Here is a 17,324-nt window from a genome sequence, read left to right as displayed (position 1 = left end):
TTACACTCCTTTATTTATGTCGCGGTTCCTTCATTATATATGATACCGAATTGTTCCTTTGAAATCTTAAATAAACTTTGAACGGTTGTTTTATTTTCAAGTATTTCCCGAAGCCTATTTAATGTCAGTCGTTTAGTAAAAATCTTGGTATAGCTAAATCTGATAGCCATAATATCTTCATCTGGTTTGTCTCTTGCTAGATTCATTAAATCTTTTAACCCATATACACCTAAGTGGCGGAACTGTCTATATAGTTTTTCAGGTTTGTCTATGATAACTTCATCTAACCTAGAACAAGCTTTAACCTCTTGTGTCCCAGTAAATGCTCTGTCGGAGCTAACATACCATAAAATTCTACCAATAACACCAGGTTTTAGACCGCCATTATTTCCCTTATAGTACACCAGTTCGCGTCTGAGTGCTAGATCAGTTTGAGATTCAAAGAGGCAGAGGCACTGGTTAGCCAAGTGTTCATCAAACAAATCTTTTGCCCATCTGGGTTGAATAGGAATAATGAATGTAGGCAAGTCAGCATTAATAACTTTAGCAGGCCAAAGGTGACGTTCTATCTCCGATATAGTCTTTATATCTTGAGTTGATTCGCTGATAGTAAGAGTTTCTGCGAGCTGAATGCAAAAATGATATTCTGGTTCCATATTACCTAATTCGGCAAGGTACTTAGATAGTTCTGTTGATGTTTTTGCAACAGCAAGATTCGCCTTTAAATACCCATTATTAACTCGAACAAAAGCATCTTCTTGAATAGCTTGTAAAACAGTTTCTTCCAGATATGGGTCAATAATTCTGGTAAATTGTCGCTTTTCATCGGCTGAGAGTGATATAGAATAGAAAATCAAATACCGTGCCAGCGTAGCCGCTATAGCGCCTGGACGAACTCGCATGATTTTCACTTTTAGTTCGTAAGTTTGGTGTCGATCAAAAACAATTAAAGCAAGGGGTGTATTTTCATTTTCTAAAAAAACATAACATTGAAATTTATCTGGATTAGCAATAAGGTGGCGCAGCCGTTGTTTAAATTCTCCCTCTGTTTCGCCCTTTTCACTAGCATGAAAACTATCAATTAATCGAAATTGTTCAAATTTTTGGATGAGTTTCATCTTTATAGATGTACCTGCCAAGCGAACAGGTTGATATTCAACATTTCTGCGAATATCATCGAATTTTAAAATTAAATTAGTTGGGCTAATTACTTCCAGTGTAAATTTCTTATAAATCTCATCAGCTAAATTCAAAATTTTTATGTTGCGAGTTACAAATACCGGAGAATCAGAAGCAATAGTTATAGCTAATTGATTTATTGTACCTTGGTCGAAAGTTATAGATTGGCCGACCAACAGTTGAGCGATAGAATATAAAATACCTTCAAGTCTAGTTTTGTCATACAACAACTGAGTAAAACTATTAGCGAGGTAACGTTTGCTATCTCTTAATTTAGCATCATCTATTCTGTTGATTGATTTGAAAATTTCATCAGTGATGCACAACTCCAAGTCATCCTGCAACCAATCAGCGAGTAGAGAGTCGGATTCTGTAGTTTTAAGCTCTTCATTTCCGTGCAATTCCAAGAAAACGCTTGTGTCGATGACTGCACAAAGTTTAGATTCAAGCTTCTGATTAGCAGCATAAGAAAATATTGTAGGATGATTGTGTTCTAGCCACCAAATTGTAAGAAGTTTACCATCCTTACTTTTGCCTGTCTTTTCATCTAAGGGAACAAAGCCTAATTTATACCACATCCCGTCTATTCCATAGTCTCGGCGGCATTTAAGCTCAATCCTATAAAAATCCTGAGTTTTTTGACTTAAGTAATTGACTAGCTTTTTAGCAACATCTTTGCCACGCCATGAGGGAGCGATGCAGAGATGAACAATAACAATTGCGTGTTTTCGGATCACCTTCCGGTATAGCAGATAACCAATACAATTTTTATCGGGATCAATAGCCACAAGAATCGTGCGCTTGATTGCATATTCTGTAAAAGCATCTCTTGGTAACAAGCCAAGAGTTTTTTTATTGGCATCGCTTAATGCTATAACGGTTTGTAAATGAGGGGATCTATGATCGATTGCTTCGATCGTTATCTGTATATTTTTTGTCATTTTGTTACGGTTCCCTCTATTTCATAACGTAGTTGCATGATTAGACACTATTGAGCAAACTCACGATCGCCCTTTTATGCCTACCACGTATCAGATTACCAGTAAATTGGGGAGTGAGAGAGTCAAAAGTGCGATCGCCTCCACCGCCGCCACTTGCCTTCTCAAACCACAAGCGCGCAGCCAAACAAATGCGAAACTTGTGCCAAACTTACTGAAAAGTGTTATATTCAACTCCGTAAACCCTGAACAGCGCTTTCAGGTATGCCAAAATTATCAACGAGTCAACTAAATGCCCTTTACTTTCAAGAAATTAGCCGCCATTGCAATCTTCTTCGTAGCCGTAAAAATTTTAGTTGACTCTGGGCACTTCCAACAAGCCGCCAATGACATCACACACAGAAACCCAGCCAGCGCCACATCAGATACCGAAACTATCCGGCAAAAATCCAGCAGCCCGCCCCCAGCAGAACCCCACAAATCACCGGATCAAAAGTTTGATGTAGTAGTATATGGCGATGAAGTGCCGGGGATATGTGCGGCTATATGGGCAAAAAAGACTTTAGGTGAAAAGGGTAAAGTTGCTGTTGTGCGATCGAACTACGCAACTGCTCTTTTGGGCGGCGTACTCACCCGCGGCGGTTTAGGTTACGTCGATTTAGATAAAATCCCCGACTGGTACCGCCAACCCTACGCCCAATGTTTCCGCGAATTCTTAGACAAAGCGAATGTTCCCGAATCTTGCTTGGAACCAAAAACCGCTGATAAAGCTCTGAGAGAGATGCTTTCGGAAGCCGGAGTTAAACTTATTTCCCACTCAACTCTGACTCCTCACGTAGTTGATAAAAAAATAGAATATGCCGAAGTCAAAGAGAGCAATATTAAAATTCAAGCTAACTCTTTTATTGACGTAACTCAAGACGCGGAACTGGCAAGAAAAGCCGGATTATCTTATTATACAGGATATGAATCGCAAAATATTAAATCCAAAAATGAAACTTTAGCAGTATCTGTAGTGCCGACAATTACGGGGCTAACGATGGCAGACTTCCGCAAAATAGAAGATGACATTCTCTACGACACGCCTTTAGTCGAAAAAATCAAAGCAAGCATTACCAAATATAAAGATCCGGCGAGTACAGAATTCTGGATGAGGAATTTCTTGAGTCCGATTTATCAGGCATATCGAGACGGCTACAACATCAGAAGCGTAGCCCTAGGTGCGGCATATCACGTAGACAGGAACTTGCCCTTTACTCAAGATAAAGGATTCTTCTTTGACAAAGCCAATGTTTGCGTTTATAAAGATAATTCGCTGTCGTGGAACGGGTTTTTATTTAAATATCAAGTTGATGAATTGATGAAGATGGAAGCTAACGGCAGAAAACCGAATGCTGAGATGGTGAAAGAAATGTCACATCTCCAAGAATGGCTGCAAAAAAAATCTGGTAAAGATGTGAGAGTATTTATCCCGGAAGAGATTTATATCAGACAAACTTTGAATGTTCGGGATGTGGTGGCGCCGCTAAGTGGGAAAGAGATTATCAAAGGAGGAACAGAGCCCTCCAAGTCGATCGGCAGTTTTTCCTATGATTTCGACTTGCGGGGGGGAGTCAAGGATTTGGAATCGAGAATTCCGCCGCTGCCGACCTATAATTTTGGGATAGAGAGCGCTTTGGCGAGTAAAGTGAGTAATTTGGCGATCGTAGGGCGATCGTCCGGTTATGTCGGGATGGCGGTATCAGTCGGGCGAATTGCGACGGTGAATATTTATCAAGGACAAGGCGTGGGCGTGGCGGCGGGTTTGGCTAGCAAGTTGGGAGTGCCGCTAAATACGATTACTTCGAGTAAAACAAGGGAAACTTTGGAGACTTTAACGGGGAAAACTACTTATTTGTCGGGGAGAGATACGAGTTATGGCGTGGATTATAAAGAGGTGAAATAGATCTAAGGAAGTAGTAGGGGACGAGCGAAATATTCGGTGGAAATAGGAAATTTTGTAAACTAATTAAGAGCGATCGCACTTTTTTTTGACAAAGTGCGATCGCTTTTTCTTTGCTGGTTCAACTCAAACACCTGAAACTTCTTTTTTCTGTAACATCGCTTCTCTAAATTTACCAATGCGTTTTGCAGATTTCTCATCCACCGCCGTTATCATCTGACCTACTTCTATCATTTGCCGTTCAACTATTTTTGTCATTTCCAGCAGTTCAAGTAATTCTTTTTCATCCGGTAGCTGTCTCATTGTAAGTTCTCCAATCTAGCAATAATTCGTTCCATGCCTATTTTAGCTTCCAGCACCCGACCTAGCAAGTCTCCTTCTACGGCGCAGGATTCCCAAACTCTTAGATATCCTCTCGATCTTCGCTCTGCTGCTGCTGGTATTCTGTAATAATGTTTTGAATATCTTCTGCTGCAATATCGACTTGTTCGGATTTTGTGTAAAGGGTCAGCAAAATGATTCCCGTTGCTGTTTGGACGTAGTAAATTAAACGATAGCCACCACTTTTACCTTTTTGAGTGTCGCTATTTCGGACTCTCAACTTGAAGACTGCATAACCCACTCCAGCAATTCGATCTCCTGGCAGTTCTCCCCGTGTGAGTTGTTCGATAACGGGTTGAATATCATTGCGAATGCTGCGGTATTTTTTTGCAAGAGTGCGTAAATTGCGGTTGAAGGTTCGCGAAACTATAACTTGAATTAAGGGCAAGTCAGTCATTTTCAATTCCTTCCCACATTTGAGAAACCGAAATGGTTTGCCCAGTCATGGCTTCGTGCCAAGCTTGCCGAAAATCTTGTAGCAGCGCTGCTTTAGATTGGCCCTCTCCGTCAATTTCTGAGGGTTCTGGAATACTAAGAGAATTAGCAGCAGGCATCTCTTGGATTTCTGCTGAGAAAACCTCTGCCAGATTATTTTGTGAAACGATTACCCCTTGACGTTGCTTTTGGCTTAGAAACTCTATAAAACTCGCAACTAATGCCAGATGTTCTGGAGAGAGTCGATCGAGCCATCGATCGATTTGATGTCGAAGTGCTGCTACATTCATAATGCCATCATACCTTTTAATTTTACCTTCATTTTAACGTAAGTATAAAGGTAGTGATGCGATTGCCGAGCGGTACATTCAGTTGACGGCTATTGGAACGGGAACCTTGGTGGAAATTGACCCGGATGGTTCAACCAATAGGGGCGATTGTTAATCCCCCTCTTTGAATCGCAAGTAATGTCAGGGTTTCGGTAGAAGTTGGATTTGAGTGACATTCAGTTTATGTGCCAAAGAGATTTTAACTCGCTCCAACTTTTTAACATAGAGAAATGTAAATTCGATCGAGATTTTTACCATGACTTTTACGCTTCAAAGAAACGGCACCCACTTCTTTGGCACTACTTACATGAGTCCCACCACAAGGAATAATGATATCACCATAACGCCAGTAAGAGATATCTTTTGTACTAGGATCTGACTCCATCAAAATTTCATCGCCTTGAGCAATCAAATTATTAGCTAAAGTAGACACTTTTGGAATCAGTTCAGGATTGAGTTTATTAGCGTAGTCTAAACGGGCACTCTGTTCATATATATAGCAACCTTTGATATATAGCTTTTCTTGATGACCATAGATTTCTTCAAGGGCGTGTAAAACAAAGTGAGTTGCACTGTGGTAACGCATTAGCTTGTATCGATAATCCCAATCAATCTTCATATGCACTTTTTGTCCTACGATAAAAGGGGAAGGACTATCTAGTTTATGAACCACCACAGTATCAATCTGTACCATCGGAACTTCGACATCTGGACGGTTTATATAGATAGGTTTTCCGGGTTGCTTTTGTACGTCAATGATAGCTACATCGTCAATAAAGCCTTTGTCAGGTACTTGCCCTCCTGATTCTGCATAAAATATAGTTCGATCTGTTACCAGCAAATCATCTTGTGTATGCAGCACGGTAGCTTCACATTCAGTCTGATAGGGTTCATCAATCCACAACTTCTGAGTTGGGGGTAGTTTTTCTGGACTGTTAAGAATAAAAATCGTCATTTCAATCTCCTTATTTTGGAAAGTTCACAGTTTACTCAAAACTGAGCAACAAAGCTTGATGTCATCAAAAAATCAATCAAAAAGATCTAAGTAATCAATAGCTGAGTCATAAGCCATCGTCAGAATATTGACTTTGTGATGTAGCTGTTTCTTTTGCTGAACTTCCTCAACAACTTTTAAAGCAGCGGCGACATTAGCTCCAGAAGAAATACCTACTGACAAGCCTTCTTTTACGCTCAGATTTTTCATCATTTGTAATGACTCTTCAAATGTTACAGAAATCATTCGATCTATGATATTAACATTCAATACTTTGGGGATAATGCCAACAGCAAGACCTTGAATATTGTGAGGAAAAAATTTATTTTCTAGAAGCTCGCAGCCGTCTGGTTGAACTCCTATAATTGTTACCTTTGGTTTTTCTTTTTTGAGAATTTCTCCTATTCCTGTAATGTGACCTCCAGTACCAATACTGGCAATAAAATAATCAATTGTTTCATTTTGAAAGTCTTCCAGAATTTCTGGAGCTGTTGTTAATCGATGAATTTCTGGATTTGCTGGATTTTGACCTTGATTTAGCATCACATACTCAGGATTTTCAATCTGAATTTCCATTGCTAGCTCACCATGTGAATTACCTCCTTTACGACTATCAGAAAGGATAATTTTTGCTCCTAACGCTTTTAATGATTTTTGTTTTTGTGAGCTATAGTTATCAGGAATAACTAAGATCACATTGTAGCCGAGGATAGCAGCAGCTATAGCAATTCCCATTCCTGTATTTCCTCCAGTTGGTTCGAGAATTGTTTGTCCTGTATTTGGTTTGAGAATCCCTTGTTTTTCGGCATCTTTAATCATATTAAAGGCAATTCTAGTTTTGTGGCTACCTCCAGGATTAAACGTTTCATTTTTTATATAAATGGCAAACTTTGAATCAAGGGATTTATCAATTATTTTTTGAAGCTTAATCACTGGAGTTTGACCAATTGTCTCTAAAATTGAGTTGTAAATCATAATTAGTATCACTGTTTTGTGTTTTGCAATCTTTTTTTGAGTATCTTCTCAGATCTTTCTACCAGGAAAAACAGCAATTAACTGATAATCTTCTGCAATAAATCTGAATAGTTTAGAACAGATAATTTCATCTCTTTGTATATCAATTATCAGGTGATCTACTGGATAAATTGGCTTGCCATCAAATAGAGCATTTTTTTTGTCTTCATTGCTGAAATAAGCTCCTACATCAGGATGAGAATGATAGATTGCCTTGACTGGATTGACTGAAGCAATATTTCTGCTTAAGAACAAGGAATCTTCTGATGAAAAAACAAACCCTTCTCTTGCGCTCCTGGGATAAGTTACTGGATCTGATTGATGTAATTGATTTTGAATGTTTTTGCAAGATCTGATGCCCTTTTCAAGAATTAACCCACAGCATTCATCTGGATAACTTTGGCGGGCAAAATAGTAAACTTTTTCAAGCAGCTCCTCAGAAATATTTTTTTCTATTTCTGAACGTAGAGATTGACCTTGTATGTAGATAGCCTTCATTTTATTTCTTGATAATTTGATTGGTTGTTCGTAGCAATACTTTAGAATTAGCAGGGATATCTTCGGTGATGACAATATAAGGAGAAATTTTTACGTCGTCACCAATTGTCACCGCACCAAAAATCCTGACACATCCACCTACTTCCACACGATTTCCTAACGTTGGATGCCTTTTACTATATTGATTTCCAGAAATCCCTCTTGCACCTAAAATTACGCCTTGAAGAATGTAACAGTCATCACCAATTTCACAAGTTTCACCAATCACAGTACCATAGCCGTGATCTATAATACATCTACGACCAATTGTGGCTGCTGGATGAATTTCAACTCCACTTTTAGCTTTGGCTTGCTCGGATATCCTTCGCGCAACGATTTTTAGATGGGTTATCTCATTTCCATTACTGTGACAACTATAATATAAGGCATTGGCTACTCGATAATACATGAGAGCTTGAAAAGAGAGATAACTCTCAAAAATATACTCAGGCGATTTTTTCGCCGCTGGATCTTTATTAGAAAAGCAGATCAAGTCATCGTAAATTCGATCGTTTACTTGATCAATAATCTCCCGAGTTTTAAGTTCGCTGATAGAGCTTTCTGATAAATGGGATTGCAAGAGACCCTCGATTACTTGACTGATTTGACGATCGAGACGACTAAAAGTGAGCAACATACAGTGAACCTCACAAGAAGAGTAATCAGAGCTACTGAATTCCAGAGACTTGCAGGCTAAAGATTCCCATGAGCATCAGGAATTGGGGAGCCAAAGGCTTCACATTGCAAGCCGCCTGAGACGATCGCGACAGCATTGGCTATTAGTCCAGACTCTAGGGTGCGATCGACCACGATCGCGAGTCTCTTTGGATTTTCTGGAGCAGGCGGTTCCAGTAGGGTATTGGGATCTAGAATGACCTGTTCTTCGGGTAGGCGATCGCGAACAGCCCAATAGCCTACATCTGAAGCGGCAGCACTTGTCAGAGCTTCAAGTTTCATAGTAATCTTAGAGGGAAAGTTTATTTCAGAAGAGTTCTGCCGAGGCAGGACTCTTTTCGTTTGTTATTTACACTTTACTACTCGCGCCTGCTCTTGTCAACATATTTTGCAAATATTTTTTGCGTTTTACGACAATCACGACTATCTTTAATATAATTTAGCAGTCGATCGCTCTTGCAGAAGCCTTCCAAAACGTTCCCTGGAATGACCAAATCTTGGCGTAAAGCCACTCTGGAGGGCTGCTGAGCCATTACTCTTGTGTTGCTCCGCACCCTTTTATAGATAGGACTTACACATAAACTCTATCTGTAGAGTATGCACTGCGTACTCTACAGATAGTGTAAAAGACTCTTTTCGTAAGTCCCGATCGAGTGGGTAGACCTAATAGGTTAGGTTTCCCGCACCTCTGGGACAAAGGAAAAGTCTTATGTGTCAATCAGTCTGGCAAGGAAGACTATCGTTTCACGATTTCCGGTTTTTGCAAAATGAGTATGTTTAATTATCTTAGGTACGGCATCCACTCATGACGATCCAGCGTATGTCTGTTAGGATTGGGGCAGATGGCAAATGAATTTGTCTTATCAAGATCGTCAAAACTTACAGTTGTGATGCTCAAAGGCTAGCTATATGGTGTAAACTTTTGTGGGCTTAGCATACAGCTAGCTGCAACGACCTCAAGCTTGCCAGCCGAGCTTGACCTCTGAAATGCAAGCAGGGCAACTAGCACCTCGCAGCAAGTCAGCTTTATTGCGAGTCTATTGGTTTCAAAAAAAAAGGAGAGTAAATAATCTCAATGGCACGCCCAAAACGCACTCGTTCTGAAGATACCGGGTCTCAGTCAAAATTTGTTCAGGTTGTGGAAGGCTATCTTGCCAAAGCAAACTGGACAAAGCAGCAATTCATGGCTGAAATCCAGGTTGGGGAAGCTCAGTTCTATCGGTGGGCAAGGGGCGAAAACGTTCCGTCAAAAGCAATTGTTAATCGTATTGCAGTATTTTTAGGTCGTCGCTTAGATGAAGTCTATCAGAATCTTCCTCATAATCCCTTTCCAGTTTCTGATACGATTGATGGCTTGTTGAATGAACTGCTTGAAGCGGCAGGGTACAGCGCCAGTATTCGGGGAAAGGTAGTTGATTCTAGCTGGCAAGAAATAGCTCATAATCGCTCATGGAAACTTGGGTATACTCTTGTTTATCCAAATTGGGCAGAGCCTCCGGAAAGGTATGGAGAAAAGCCTATTGGTATTGCCATTGACTGCGCTGAAAGAGTAGGTGATTTGCTTGGGATAGACACAGAATGGCAATACTTAACTTGGCAAGAAATGCCTCTTGCAATTGCTGAACGTAAAGTTCATGGAATTGCCCCTTTCATGCTGGCTGCACCAGGCAGATTTTTTGATTACCGCTTATCTGATCCGTGGTATTCAGGGGGAAAACTTAAACTGACCGCAGTTACTCTACCAATAGAAATTGATGCAGACTTTCTAGAAGATTTACCACATAAACGTGTTCGGTTGGTTTACATAGAAAATGAGATCGGAGATTGGGTAGTCAGTATGCTCGGTAATTATTACGAGCGAGAGGCATTTGCAGACAAAGCAAAAGCTTTTAGTTATATGAAAGCCTTTGAGTCCAAGGAAAGTGATGTGATTCCTATTCTATGCTCTGACCACGTTCTTTGTAAAAGTGTAGCTGATGAGAATAACTGGCAAGTTCTCAATATAAGATGTGTGAAGGATTTGGAATTGTATCCAGCATTTGCTTTTCACCCAAATGAAGAACAATTAACCGCCTCTGTTAATGCTGTTTTGAAGTTGGTCAATCAAGTTTCATAAATCATCAGTGCAAGGAGCTAGTCAAATTGTGAAAATTTCATTTAGTCTGTTAGCAGAACAAATAATTAATGACGAAGAACGAATTCTCAAAGAATTGGCGGTGGAAAAATCTCTGTGTGATATTACAAGTAATATTGAGGGCTTAAAGCAATTTGCTGAAGCTTTTCACTTTATCCGCTATGACTTCTGCCACCTCAACTTTATTGTGGGTGAGCGGTGCTGCACCAATGAATTTTTGTGGGAGGGAATAGCGAAAAATCTGTACGAAGAATTGGGCGGAAAAAGTGGGCAGAGCCACAACCAGTTGTACCGAGATTTTTTAGCTTCCGTTGGCGCTCGGGAAGAAGATTCTCTAAAGGAACCTGCATTTGCCTCCCTGTTTAATCGGGCGCTGCAAACCTACTGTCGGCAAGCGCCCCTTGCAGAAGCCCTGTTTACTATCGCAATCTATGAAGCTTTTGACATCCCCGACTACCAACTACTACTACGGGTTGTGAAACAAGCAGATGTCTCACAGCAAGGGCTACGTTTCTTTCAGCTTCATGCTGTCGCCAACCACTTTGAAATGTTTGAAGATGTTGTAGCTTGGCTTAGAAAACAAGAAGGCGGAGAAAGTGCCTTCAATCGGGCAAAAGAATTTGTTTTTCAGACACAAACTGAAATGTGGCGTGGATTAATAGCGCACTTACAAGACAAAACAACAGATTGCTGTATTTAAAAATTTTGATTCCTTTGGAGGAACACAATGGGCATTAAAACTTTTAGAAAGAGATGGTTTACGATCGCCATTTCACTAGCAATAGTCTTCTTGGTCAGCTTGGCTTCATGCACAAAAAATTCTGCACAACAAACCAGTCCAAATACCACCAGCACGTCAACCTTGGGGCAAATCGCAGCCAGTAGCAAAATCAAAGTCGCCTATCTCGTCTTTCCGCCAACCATCACCAAAAACCAAACCACTGGAGAATTGGGCGGGCATTTAGTAGATACAATCAAAGAAATTGCGCGGCTCAACAACTGGACTCCCGAATTCATCGAAACCGATTGGTCAGGCTTTGCTACCGGGCTGGACTCCCGTCGGTTTGATGTTTCGATCGTCCCCACCTTCGTCACCGTCCCCAGAGCCTTATCCGTCTACTTCACCAATCCCCTCTTCTACGCAGGCAACAGCGCCATCACTAAAGCCGACGAAACCCGCTTCACAACCCTGGAAAGCATCGACCAACCCGGAGTCACCGTTGCTGTCACCCAAGGCGAAGCTGGCGACGAATATGCCAAAGCCAACTTCAAGAAAGCCAAAATCACCCGCTTCTCTGGTGGCGACCAATCCCTTGCCTTCCAAGCTGTTGTGGCAGGTCGCGCCAATATTGCCCTCGGTGATGCCTATGTTACCTCCCAGTTTGCCAAAGCCAACCCCCAAGTCAAAGACCTTTTTGCCAAAGCCCCCTATAACCTCACTCCTGTCTCCTGGGCAGTGCGTAAGGGCGACACCGAAATGTTGAACTTCCTCAACAGCAGCCTAGAATCTTTAGATTACCAAGGTCGCCTGCGGGAGTGGGAACAAAAAGCAGGTGCAAACTGGTTGCACATCAAGAAAGTTTGGGAATTTACCAAGTCGTAATTCATCAATGAACTGGAACTTTTCCATCATCTGGAATAACCTGTTACCCTTGTGCTTTGCCTTACTAACCACGATCGGGATTAGTCTTGGTAGTATTGCTCTTGGAACGATCGTCGGCGTGTTAGTCGGGGTGCTTTCCCTCACATCCTCCCGACTCATTTCTGGGTTCGCCAAATTCTTCATCGAACTTTTCCTCGCACTCCCCGCCTTAGTCCTACTCGTTTGGCTTTACTACAGTCTGCCTCTACTCATCCCCGGCTTTATCCTGGACGGGCAAAGCTGTGCCGTGTTGGGGCTAGGTTTGAGCCTCGCTGCCTTTGTTGCAGATATCATCCGGGGTGGGATTAACTCCATCCCCCCTGGAGAAATCGAGGTTGCCTACTGCACGGGTATGACTCGCTTAGAAACGATTCGCTACATCCTGATTCCTCAAGTTTTTCGCAAATCCTGGCTGCCCCTCATGGGACAGTACATCACCACCTACAAATTCTCTACCCTGGCATCAGTAATTGCTGTGCCAGAAATCCTTCATACAGCCAATTCAATCATTGCTCAAACCTACCGCCCGATCGAAATTTATTCAACAGTTGCCGCGATGTTCATTGCTACCGTTGTTCCTCTCAACCTCTTACTAAGACGGGTACAGCAAGTCAAAGAACTGGGTGGCACGGAGACAATATAAGCTCTCAATCCTACAATGCAAAGTTCATTCCTAAGCATCGAAAATCTGGGCAAACGGTTTAATAATGCCAATATTCTAGAGAATGTCAGCTTCTCGCTAGAAAAAGGTGAGAGTATGCTGATTCAAGGCAAAAGTGGCTGCGGGAAAACTACCCTGTTGCGCTGCATTGCGTTGCTAGAATCGATCGATCGAGGTCAAATTATCTTCAATGAAAGAGTCGTTTCCCAAGCAGGTCATCTCGATCGTGTGAACAGTCGGCTAGAAATTGGCATGGTTTTTCAACAACTATACCTCTGGTCGCACATGACTGTTCTGGAAAACGTAGCACTACCCCTTTGGTTGCGTAACGGTAAACGTAAAAAGCTAGCAGATGAAGCTGCCAAGCATCAGTTAGCTCAGCTTGGGATTGAAGATAAAGCGAATGAGTACCCCAATCAACTATCAGGAGGACAACGGCAACGGGCAGCATTTGCCCGTGCGCTGGTACACTCTCCTCAACTCCTGCTACTCGATGAAATTACAGCAAATTTAGATCCTGAAACAGCTTATAAAGTTGTAGGCATTGTTGAAAAAATTATTGAAGCAGGTACATCTGTCATTTGGGTGACGCATTCCGAGCTACCTTCTGCGATCTGGTCTTATGTTCTGCGTTTTGGCGATCGCATCTGGATCAAAGAGAAATATAATTAGGGATTAGTTGGAGAAAGCGAATTGAGTCAAAGCATAATGACAGAAATTTTTGAGATGGAGGCAGAAATTAAAGACTACATTATTCAAGCATCTTTGAACTCGGAAAATATTTGAGTGTCGCTATTTCGGACTCTCAACTTGAAGACTGCATAACCCACTCCAGCAATTCGATCTCCTGGCAGTTCTCCCTGTGTGAGTTGTTCGATAACGGGTTGAATATCATTGCGAATGCTGCGGTATTTTTTTGAAAGAGTGCGTAAATTGCGGTTGAAGGTTCGCGAAACTATAACTTGAATTAACGGCAAGTCAGTCATTCTCAATTCCTTCCCACATTTGAGCAACCGAAATGGTTTGCCCACTCATGGCTTCGTGCCAAGCTTGCCGAAAATCTTGTAGAAGCGCTGCTTTAGATTGACCCTCTCCGTCAATTTCTGAGGGTTCTGGAATACTAAAAGAATTAGCAGTCGGCATCTCTTGGATTTCTGCTGAGAAAACCTCTGGCAGATTATTTTGCGAAATGATTATCCCCTGACGTTGCTTTTGGCTGAGAAACTCTATAAAACTCGCAACTAATGCCAGATTTTCTGGAGAGAGTCGATCGAGCCATCGATCGATTTGATGTCGAAGTGCTGCTACATTCATAATGTCATCAAACCTGTTGATTTTACCTTAATTTTAACGTAAACCCGCCCCGCCTTGAATATCGCTCTTCCCTCTCTCTGCCTCTGACGCGGATGCGGTTCAAAACTCTTCTCCTCCCTTCTATGGCACAATCATAAATAAGATCAAACCTTCAAGCCACCATGACCGGAAACCTACCACCCCAATACGACCCCAAAGCCACCGAAACCAAATGGCAAAAATACTGGGAAGACAACCAAACCTTCAAAGCTGACCCAGAAGGCGGCGGCGAACCCTACTGCGTCGTCATTCCGCCGCCCAACGTGACCGGCAGCCTCCACATGGGACACGCCTTTGAAGAAACCCTAATTGATGTCCTCGTCCGCTATCACCGCATGACTGGACGCAATACCCTGTGGTTGCCGGGAACGGATCATGCTAGTATCGCAGTTCAAACTATTCTCGAAAAACAACTCAAAGCACAAGGCAAAACTCGCCACGATTTAGGTCGAGAAAAATTCCTAGAACGGGCTTGGGAATGGAAAGCTGAGTCTGGCAATACTATTACTAATCAATTACGCAGTTTGGGCGTGTCTGTCGATTGGTCGCGGGAACGCTTTACGATGGATGAAGGCTTATCCGCTGCGGTTTTAGAAGCTTTTGTCCGCCTCTACGATGAGGGGCTGATTTATCGCGGCAATTACTTGGTGAATTGGTGTCCGGCGAGTCAGTCTGCTGTGTCTGATTTGGAGGTTGACCAGCAGGAAGTTGAGGGGCATTTGTGGCACTTCCGCTATCCTTTGACGGATGGTTCGGGTTATTTGGAGGTGGCGACGACTCGGCCGGAGACGATGTTGGGCGATACTGGCGTTGCTGTGAATCCTGAGGACGATCGCTATAAGCATCTTATCGGTAAAACTGTCACTTTGCCTATTATCAATCGCGAAATTCCAATTTTTGCCGATGAATTAGTTGACGCGACTTTCGGAACCGGTTGCGTGAAAGTGACTCCCGCCCACGATCCGAATGACTTTGAGATGGGTAAGCGCCACAATTTGCCGTTTATCAACATCATGAATAAAGACGGCACTTTAAATGAAAATGCCGGAGAGTTCCAGGGACAAGACCGATTTGTTGCCCGCAAGAATGTGATAAAGCGGTTAGAAACAGACGGAGTTTTGGTAAAAATTGAAGATTACAAACATACAGTTCCCTACAGCGAACGCGGCAAAGTTCCTGTCGAACCGTTGCTATCTACTCAATGGTTTGTGAAAATAGATCCTCTGTCTGGGCGTGCTTTGGAAGCCTTAGATCAAAACAATTCACCTGTCTTTGTTCCTGAGAGATGGACAAAAGTTTATCGCGATTGGTTGGTGAAGCTGAAAGATTGGTGTATCTCCCGACAATTGTGGTGGGGACACCAAATTCCGGCTTGGTATGCTATTAGCGAAACTCACGGCGAGATTACTGATACAACGCCGTTTGTGGTGGCGAAAACTGAAGCTGAGGCTAGGGAAAAAGCTACGGCTAAGTTTGGTCAGGATGTCCAGCTAGCAAGAGATCCTGATGTATTGGATACTTGGTTTTCGTCGGGATTGTGGCCTTTCTCAACTTTGGGATGGCCGGACGAAACTAAGGATTTGGATTTTTACTATCCGACAACTACTTTGGTTACGGGTTTTGATATCATCTTTTTCTGGGTTGCTAGAATGACGATGATGGCAGGACATTTTACGGGAAAGATGCCTTTTGAGACTGTTTACATTCACGGTTTGGTGTTGGATGAAAACGGCCACAAAATGTCTAAGAGTAAAAACAACGGTATTGACCCGCTGCTGTTGATTGCGAAGTACGGGACTGATGCTTTGCGCTACACTTTGGTTAAGGAAGTGATTGGGGCTGGGCAGAATATTCGCATGGAGTACGATCGCAAAACTGATGAATCTAAATCAGTCGAGACTTCCCGGAATTTCACGAATAAGTTGTGGAATGCCGCCCGGTTTGTGATGATGAATCTGGAAGGACAAACTCCACAGCAGTTGGGAAGTCCTTACCCCCCCCAGCCCCCCCTTGCTAAGGGGGGGAGTGAAGAAGGGTTGGAATTGTGCGATCGCTGGATTCTTTCTCGCTATTATCAAGTTGTACAACAAAGTCGCACTTGTTTAGAAAATTACGGTTTGGGAGAAGCAGCGAAGGGGCTTTACGAATTTATTTGGGGCGATTTTTGCGACTGGTATATTGAGTTAGTCAAGTCTCGCTTGCAGCAGGATGCTGAACCAAATTCTAAGAAAGTTGCACAGCAAACTTTTGCTTTTGTTTTGGAAGGCATTCTGAAATTGCTGCATCCTTTTATGCCGCACATTACTGAGGAAATTTGGCACACTCTGACTCAAACGGGTGATGGTGATTGTTTGGCTTTGCAAGCTTATCCTGAACCTGACACATCGCTAATCGATCCAGAATTAGAACACCAGTTTGATTTGTTGTTTGGGACAATTCGCACTATTCGCAATTTGCGGGCAGATTCTGATATCAAACCGAGTGTGAAGGTGACGGCGATTTTGCAAAGCGAAAATGAAAAGGAACGCCAAATTCTCTTGGATGGAGGCGTTTACATTCAGGATTTGGCGAAAGTCGAAAATCTGACGGTGACAGCTAATTTAGACGCAGATTTGGGACAGACAATTGCTGGGGTTGTTGGTACTGTCCAAGTCTTGATTCCTCTGGCTGGTGTGGTCGATTTAGCGGCTTTGCGTGGTAAGTTGGAGAAGAAGCTGGCCAAGGTGGAAGCTGAAATTAAGCATACGGCGGCGCGTTTGACTAATCAGAAGTTTGTGGATAAGGCTACTCCTGATGTGGTTCAGGGCGCGAGGGATGCTTTGGCGGAATCGGAAAAACAAGCTGAGATTTTGCGCGATCGGCTAAAGTTGTTTTAAGGAGTCATTAGTCAGTTGGCAGTTGGCAGTTGACAGTAGTGGCGGGTGGGGTGAGAAACCGGGTTTTTACCGAATCTCTGCATAACAACGAAGTATCTTCGTAAAAAACCCGGTTTCTGAGCTCCCATGGCATCGACTGGACATCATCTAATAACTGCTTTTAGTTACCGGGGGGTTGGTTGCGGTTGCGATCGTATATTTCATAGAGTCGCTGAGTTATTGCGATCGGAATTC

At 42.5% G+C, this 17,324-nt stretch carries 19 protein-coding genes; 7 read left to right on the top strand and 12 right to left on the bottom strand.

Going from position 1 to position 17,324, the window contains the following annotated elements:
• Positions 1-14: 14 nt before the first annotated feature.
• Both JGK16_RS01015 and JGK16_RS01010 read right to left on the bottom strand, forming a co-directional pair.
• Positions 15-2,120: a GNAT family N-acetyltransferase gene (locus JGK16_RS01015; RefSeq protein ID WP_293189294.1), complete on the bottom strand. Its 2,106-nt coding sequence runs from the start codon at positions 2,118-2,120 to the stop codon at positions 15-17.
• Between the two features lie 90 nt (positions 2,121-2,210).
• Positions 2,211-2,351, bottom strand: a complete 141-nt coding sequence (locus JGK16_RS01010; protein WP_293202694.1) for a hypothetical protein — start codon at positions 2,349-2,351, stop codon at positions 2,211-2,213.
• Positions 2,352-2,409: 58 nt separating this feature from the next.
• On the opposite strand from JGK16_RS01010, the gene JGK16_RS01005 reads away from it, so the two are divergent.
• Entirely contained in the window at positions 2,410-4,062 is a 1,653-nt protein-coding gene (locus JGK16_RS01005) for an FAD-dependent oxidoreductase (RefSeq protein WP_293174301.1), read from the top strand.
• A gap of 123 nt (positions 4,063-4,185) precedes the next feature.
• Here JGK16_RS01005 and JGK16_RS01000 read toward each other — a convergent pair whose 3' ends face one another.
• The 8 genes from JGK16_RS01000 to JGK16_RS00965 form a co-directional block, all read right to left on the bottom strand.
• The gene (locus tag JGK16_RS01000; RefSeq protein ID WP_293174304.1) at positions 4,186-4,362 is read right to left on the bottom strand and encodes a hypothetical protein; all 177 of its coding nucleotides are present in this window, start codon (positions 4,360-4,362) and stop codon (positions 4,186-4,188) included.
• 100 nt (positions 4,363-4,462) lie between these two features.
• A complete protein-coding gene (locus JGK16_RS00995) occupies positions 4,463-4,837 on the bottom strand; it encodes a type II toxin-antitoxin system RelE/ParE family toxin (RefSeq protein ID WP_293174306.1) in 375 nt (124 codons plus the stop codon).
• Positions 4,830-5,165 (bottom strand): hypothetical protein, encoded by a 336-nt coding sequence (locus tag JGK16_RS00990; RefSeq protein ID WP_293174309.1) that lies wholly within the window; start codon positions 5,163-5,165, stop codon positions 4,830-4,832. Before JGK16_RS00990 ends, JGK16_RS00995 begins: the two co-directional genes overlap by 8 nt.
• Before the next feature lie 256 nt (positions 5,166-5,421).
• A complete protein-coding gene (locus JGK16_RS00985) occupies positions 5,422-6,159 on the bottom strand; it encodes an alanyl-tRNA editing protein (protein WP_293174312.1) in 738 nt (245 codons plus the stop codon).
• Between the two features lie 72 nt (positions 6,160-6,231).
• Complete coding sequence (locus JGK16_RS00980) at positions 6,232-7,173, bottom strand: PLP-dependent cysteine synthase family protein (RefSeq protein WP_293174315.1); 942 nt, start codon at positions 7,171-7,173, stop codon at positions 6,232-6,234.
• A 48-nt stretch (positions 7,174-7,221) separates the two neighbouring features.
• The gene (locus tag JGK16_RS00975) at positions 7,222-7,710 is read right to left on the bottom strand and encodes a Mov34/MPN/PAD-1 family protein (RefSeq protein WP_293174318.1); all 489 of its coding nucleotides are present in this window, start codon (positions 7,708-7,710) and stop codon (positions 7,222-7,224) included.
• 1 nt (position 7,711) lies between these two features.
• Positions 7,712-8,386: a serine O-acetyltransferase gene (locus JGK16_RS00970; RefSeq protein ID WP_293174321.1), complete on the bottom strand. Its 675-nt coding sequence runs from the start codon at positions 8,384-8,386 to the stop codon at positions 7,712-7,714.
• A gap of 56 nt (positions 8,387-8,442) precedes the next feature.
• Positions 8,443-8,706, bottom strand: a complete 264-nt coding sequence (locus JGK16_RS00965) for a hypothetical protein (RefSeq protein WP_293174323.1) — start codon at positions 8,704-8,706, stop codon at positions 8,443-8,445.
• Positions 8,707-9,499: 793 nt separating this feature from the next.
• On the opposite strand from JGK16_RS00965, the gene JGK16_RS00960 reads away from it, so the two are divergent.
• Genes JGK16_RS00960 through JGK16_RS00940 form a run of 5 tightly spaced genes read left to right on the top strand, consistent with a single transcriptional unit; the run spans position 9,500 to position 13,533 of the window.
• On the top strand, positions 9,500-10,540 hold the full coding sequence (locus JGK16_RS00960; RefSeq protein WP_293174326.1) for a transporter substrate-binding domain-containing protein: 1,041 nt from the start codon (positions 9,500-9,502) through the stop codon (positions 10,538-10,540).
• A gap of 28 nt (positions 10,541-10,568) precedes the next feature.
• Positions 10,569-11,258, top strand: a complete 690-nt coding sequence (locus tag JGK16_RS00955) for an iron-containing redox enzyme family protein (protein WP_293174329.1) — start codon at positions 10,569-10,571, stop codon at positions 11,256-11,258.
• 27 nt (positions 11,259-11,285) lie between these two features.
• Positions 11,286-12,161 (top strand): transporter substrate-binding domain-containing protein, encoded by an 876-nt coding sequence (locus tag JGK16_RS00950; protein ID WP_293174332.1) that lies wholly within the window; start codon positions 11,286-11,288, stop codon positions 12,159-12,161.
• 7 nt (positions 12,162-12,168) lie between these two features.
• The gene (locus JGK16_RS00945; RefSeq protein ID WP_293174335.1) at positions 12,169-12,843 is read left to right on the top strand and encodes an amino acid ABC transporter permease; all 675 of its coding nucleotides are present in this window, start codon (positions 12,169-12,171) and stop codon (positions 12,841-12,843) included.
• A 15-nt stretch (positions 12,844-12,858) separates the two neighbouring features.
• Complete coding sequence (locus tag JGK16_RS00940) at positions 12,859-13,533, top strand: ATP-binding cassette domain-containing protein (protein ID WP_293189290.1); 675 nt, start codon at positions 12,859-12,861, stop codon at positions 13,531-13,533.
• Positions 13,534-13,616: 83 nt separating this feature from the next.
• Here JGK16_RS00940 and JGK16_RS00935 read toward each other — a convergent pair whose 3' ends face one another.
• Positions 13,617-13,847, bottom strand: coding sequence for a hypothetical protein (locus tag JGK16_RS00935; RefSeq protein WP_293174342.1), 231 nt, complete (start codon positions 13,845-13,847; stop codon positions 13,617-13,619).
• On the bottom strand, positions 13,840-14,175 hold the full coding sequence (locus tag JGK16_RS00930; RefSeq protein WP_293189288.1) for a hypothetical protein: 336 nt from the start codon (positions 14,173-14,175) through the stop codon (positions 13,840-13,842). The genes JGK16_RS00935 and JGK16_RS00930 overlap by 8 nt, the downstream gene beginning before the upstream one ends.
• A gap of 161 nt (positions 14,176-14,336) precedes the next feature.
• Between JGK16_RS00930 and JGK16_RS00925 the strand changes: the two genes are divergently transcribed.
• Positions 14,337-17,090 (top strand): valine--tRNA ligase, encoded by a 2,754-nt coding sequence (locus JGK16_RS00925; protein WP_293189286.1) that lies wholly within the window; start codon positions 14,337-14,339, stop codon positions 17,088-17,090.
• Positions 17,091-17,324 lie beyond the last annotated feature (234 nt).

Source organism: Microcoleus sp. PH2017_09_SFU_O_A (assembly GCF_020738625.1).
In the GTDB taxonomy this organism is placed as follows: Bacteria; Cyanobacteriota; Cyanobacteriia; order Cyanobacteriales; family Microcoleaceae; genus Microcoleus.
This window is presented reverse-complemented; position numbering and strand designations above follow the sequence as displayed.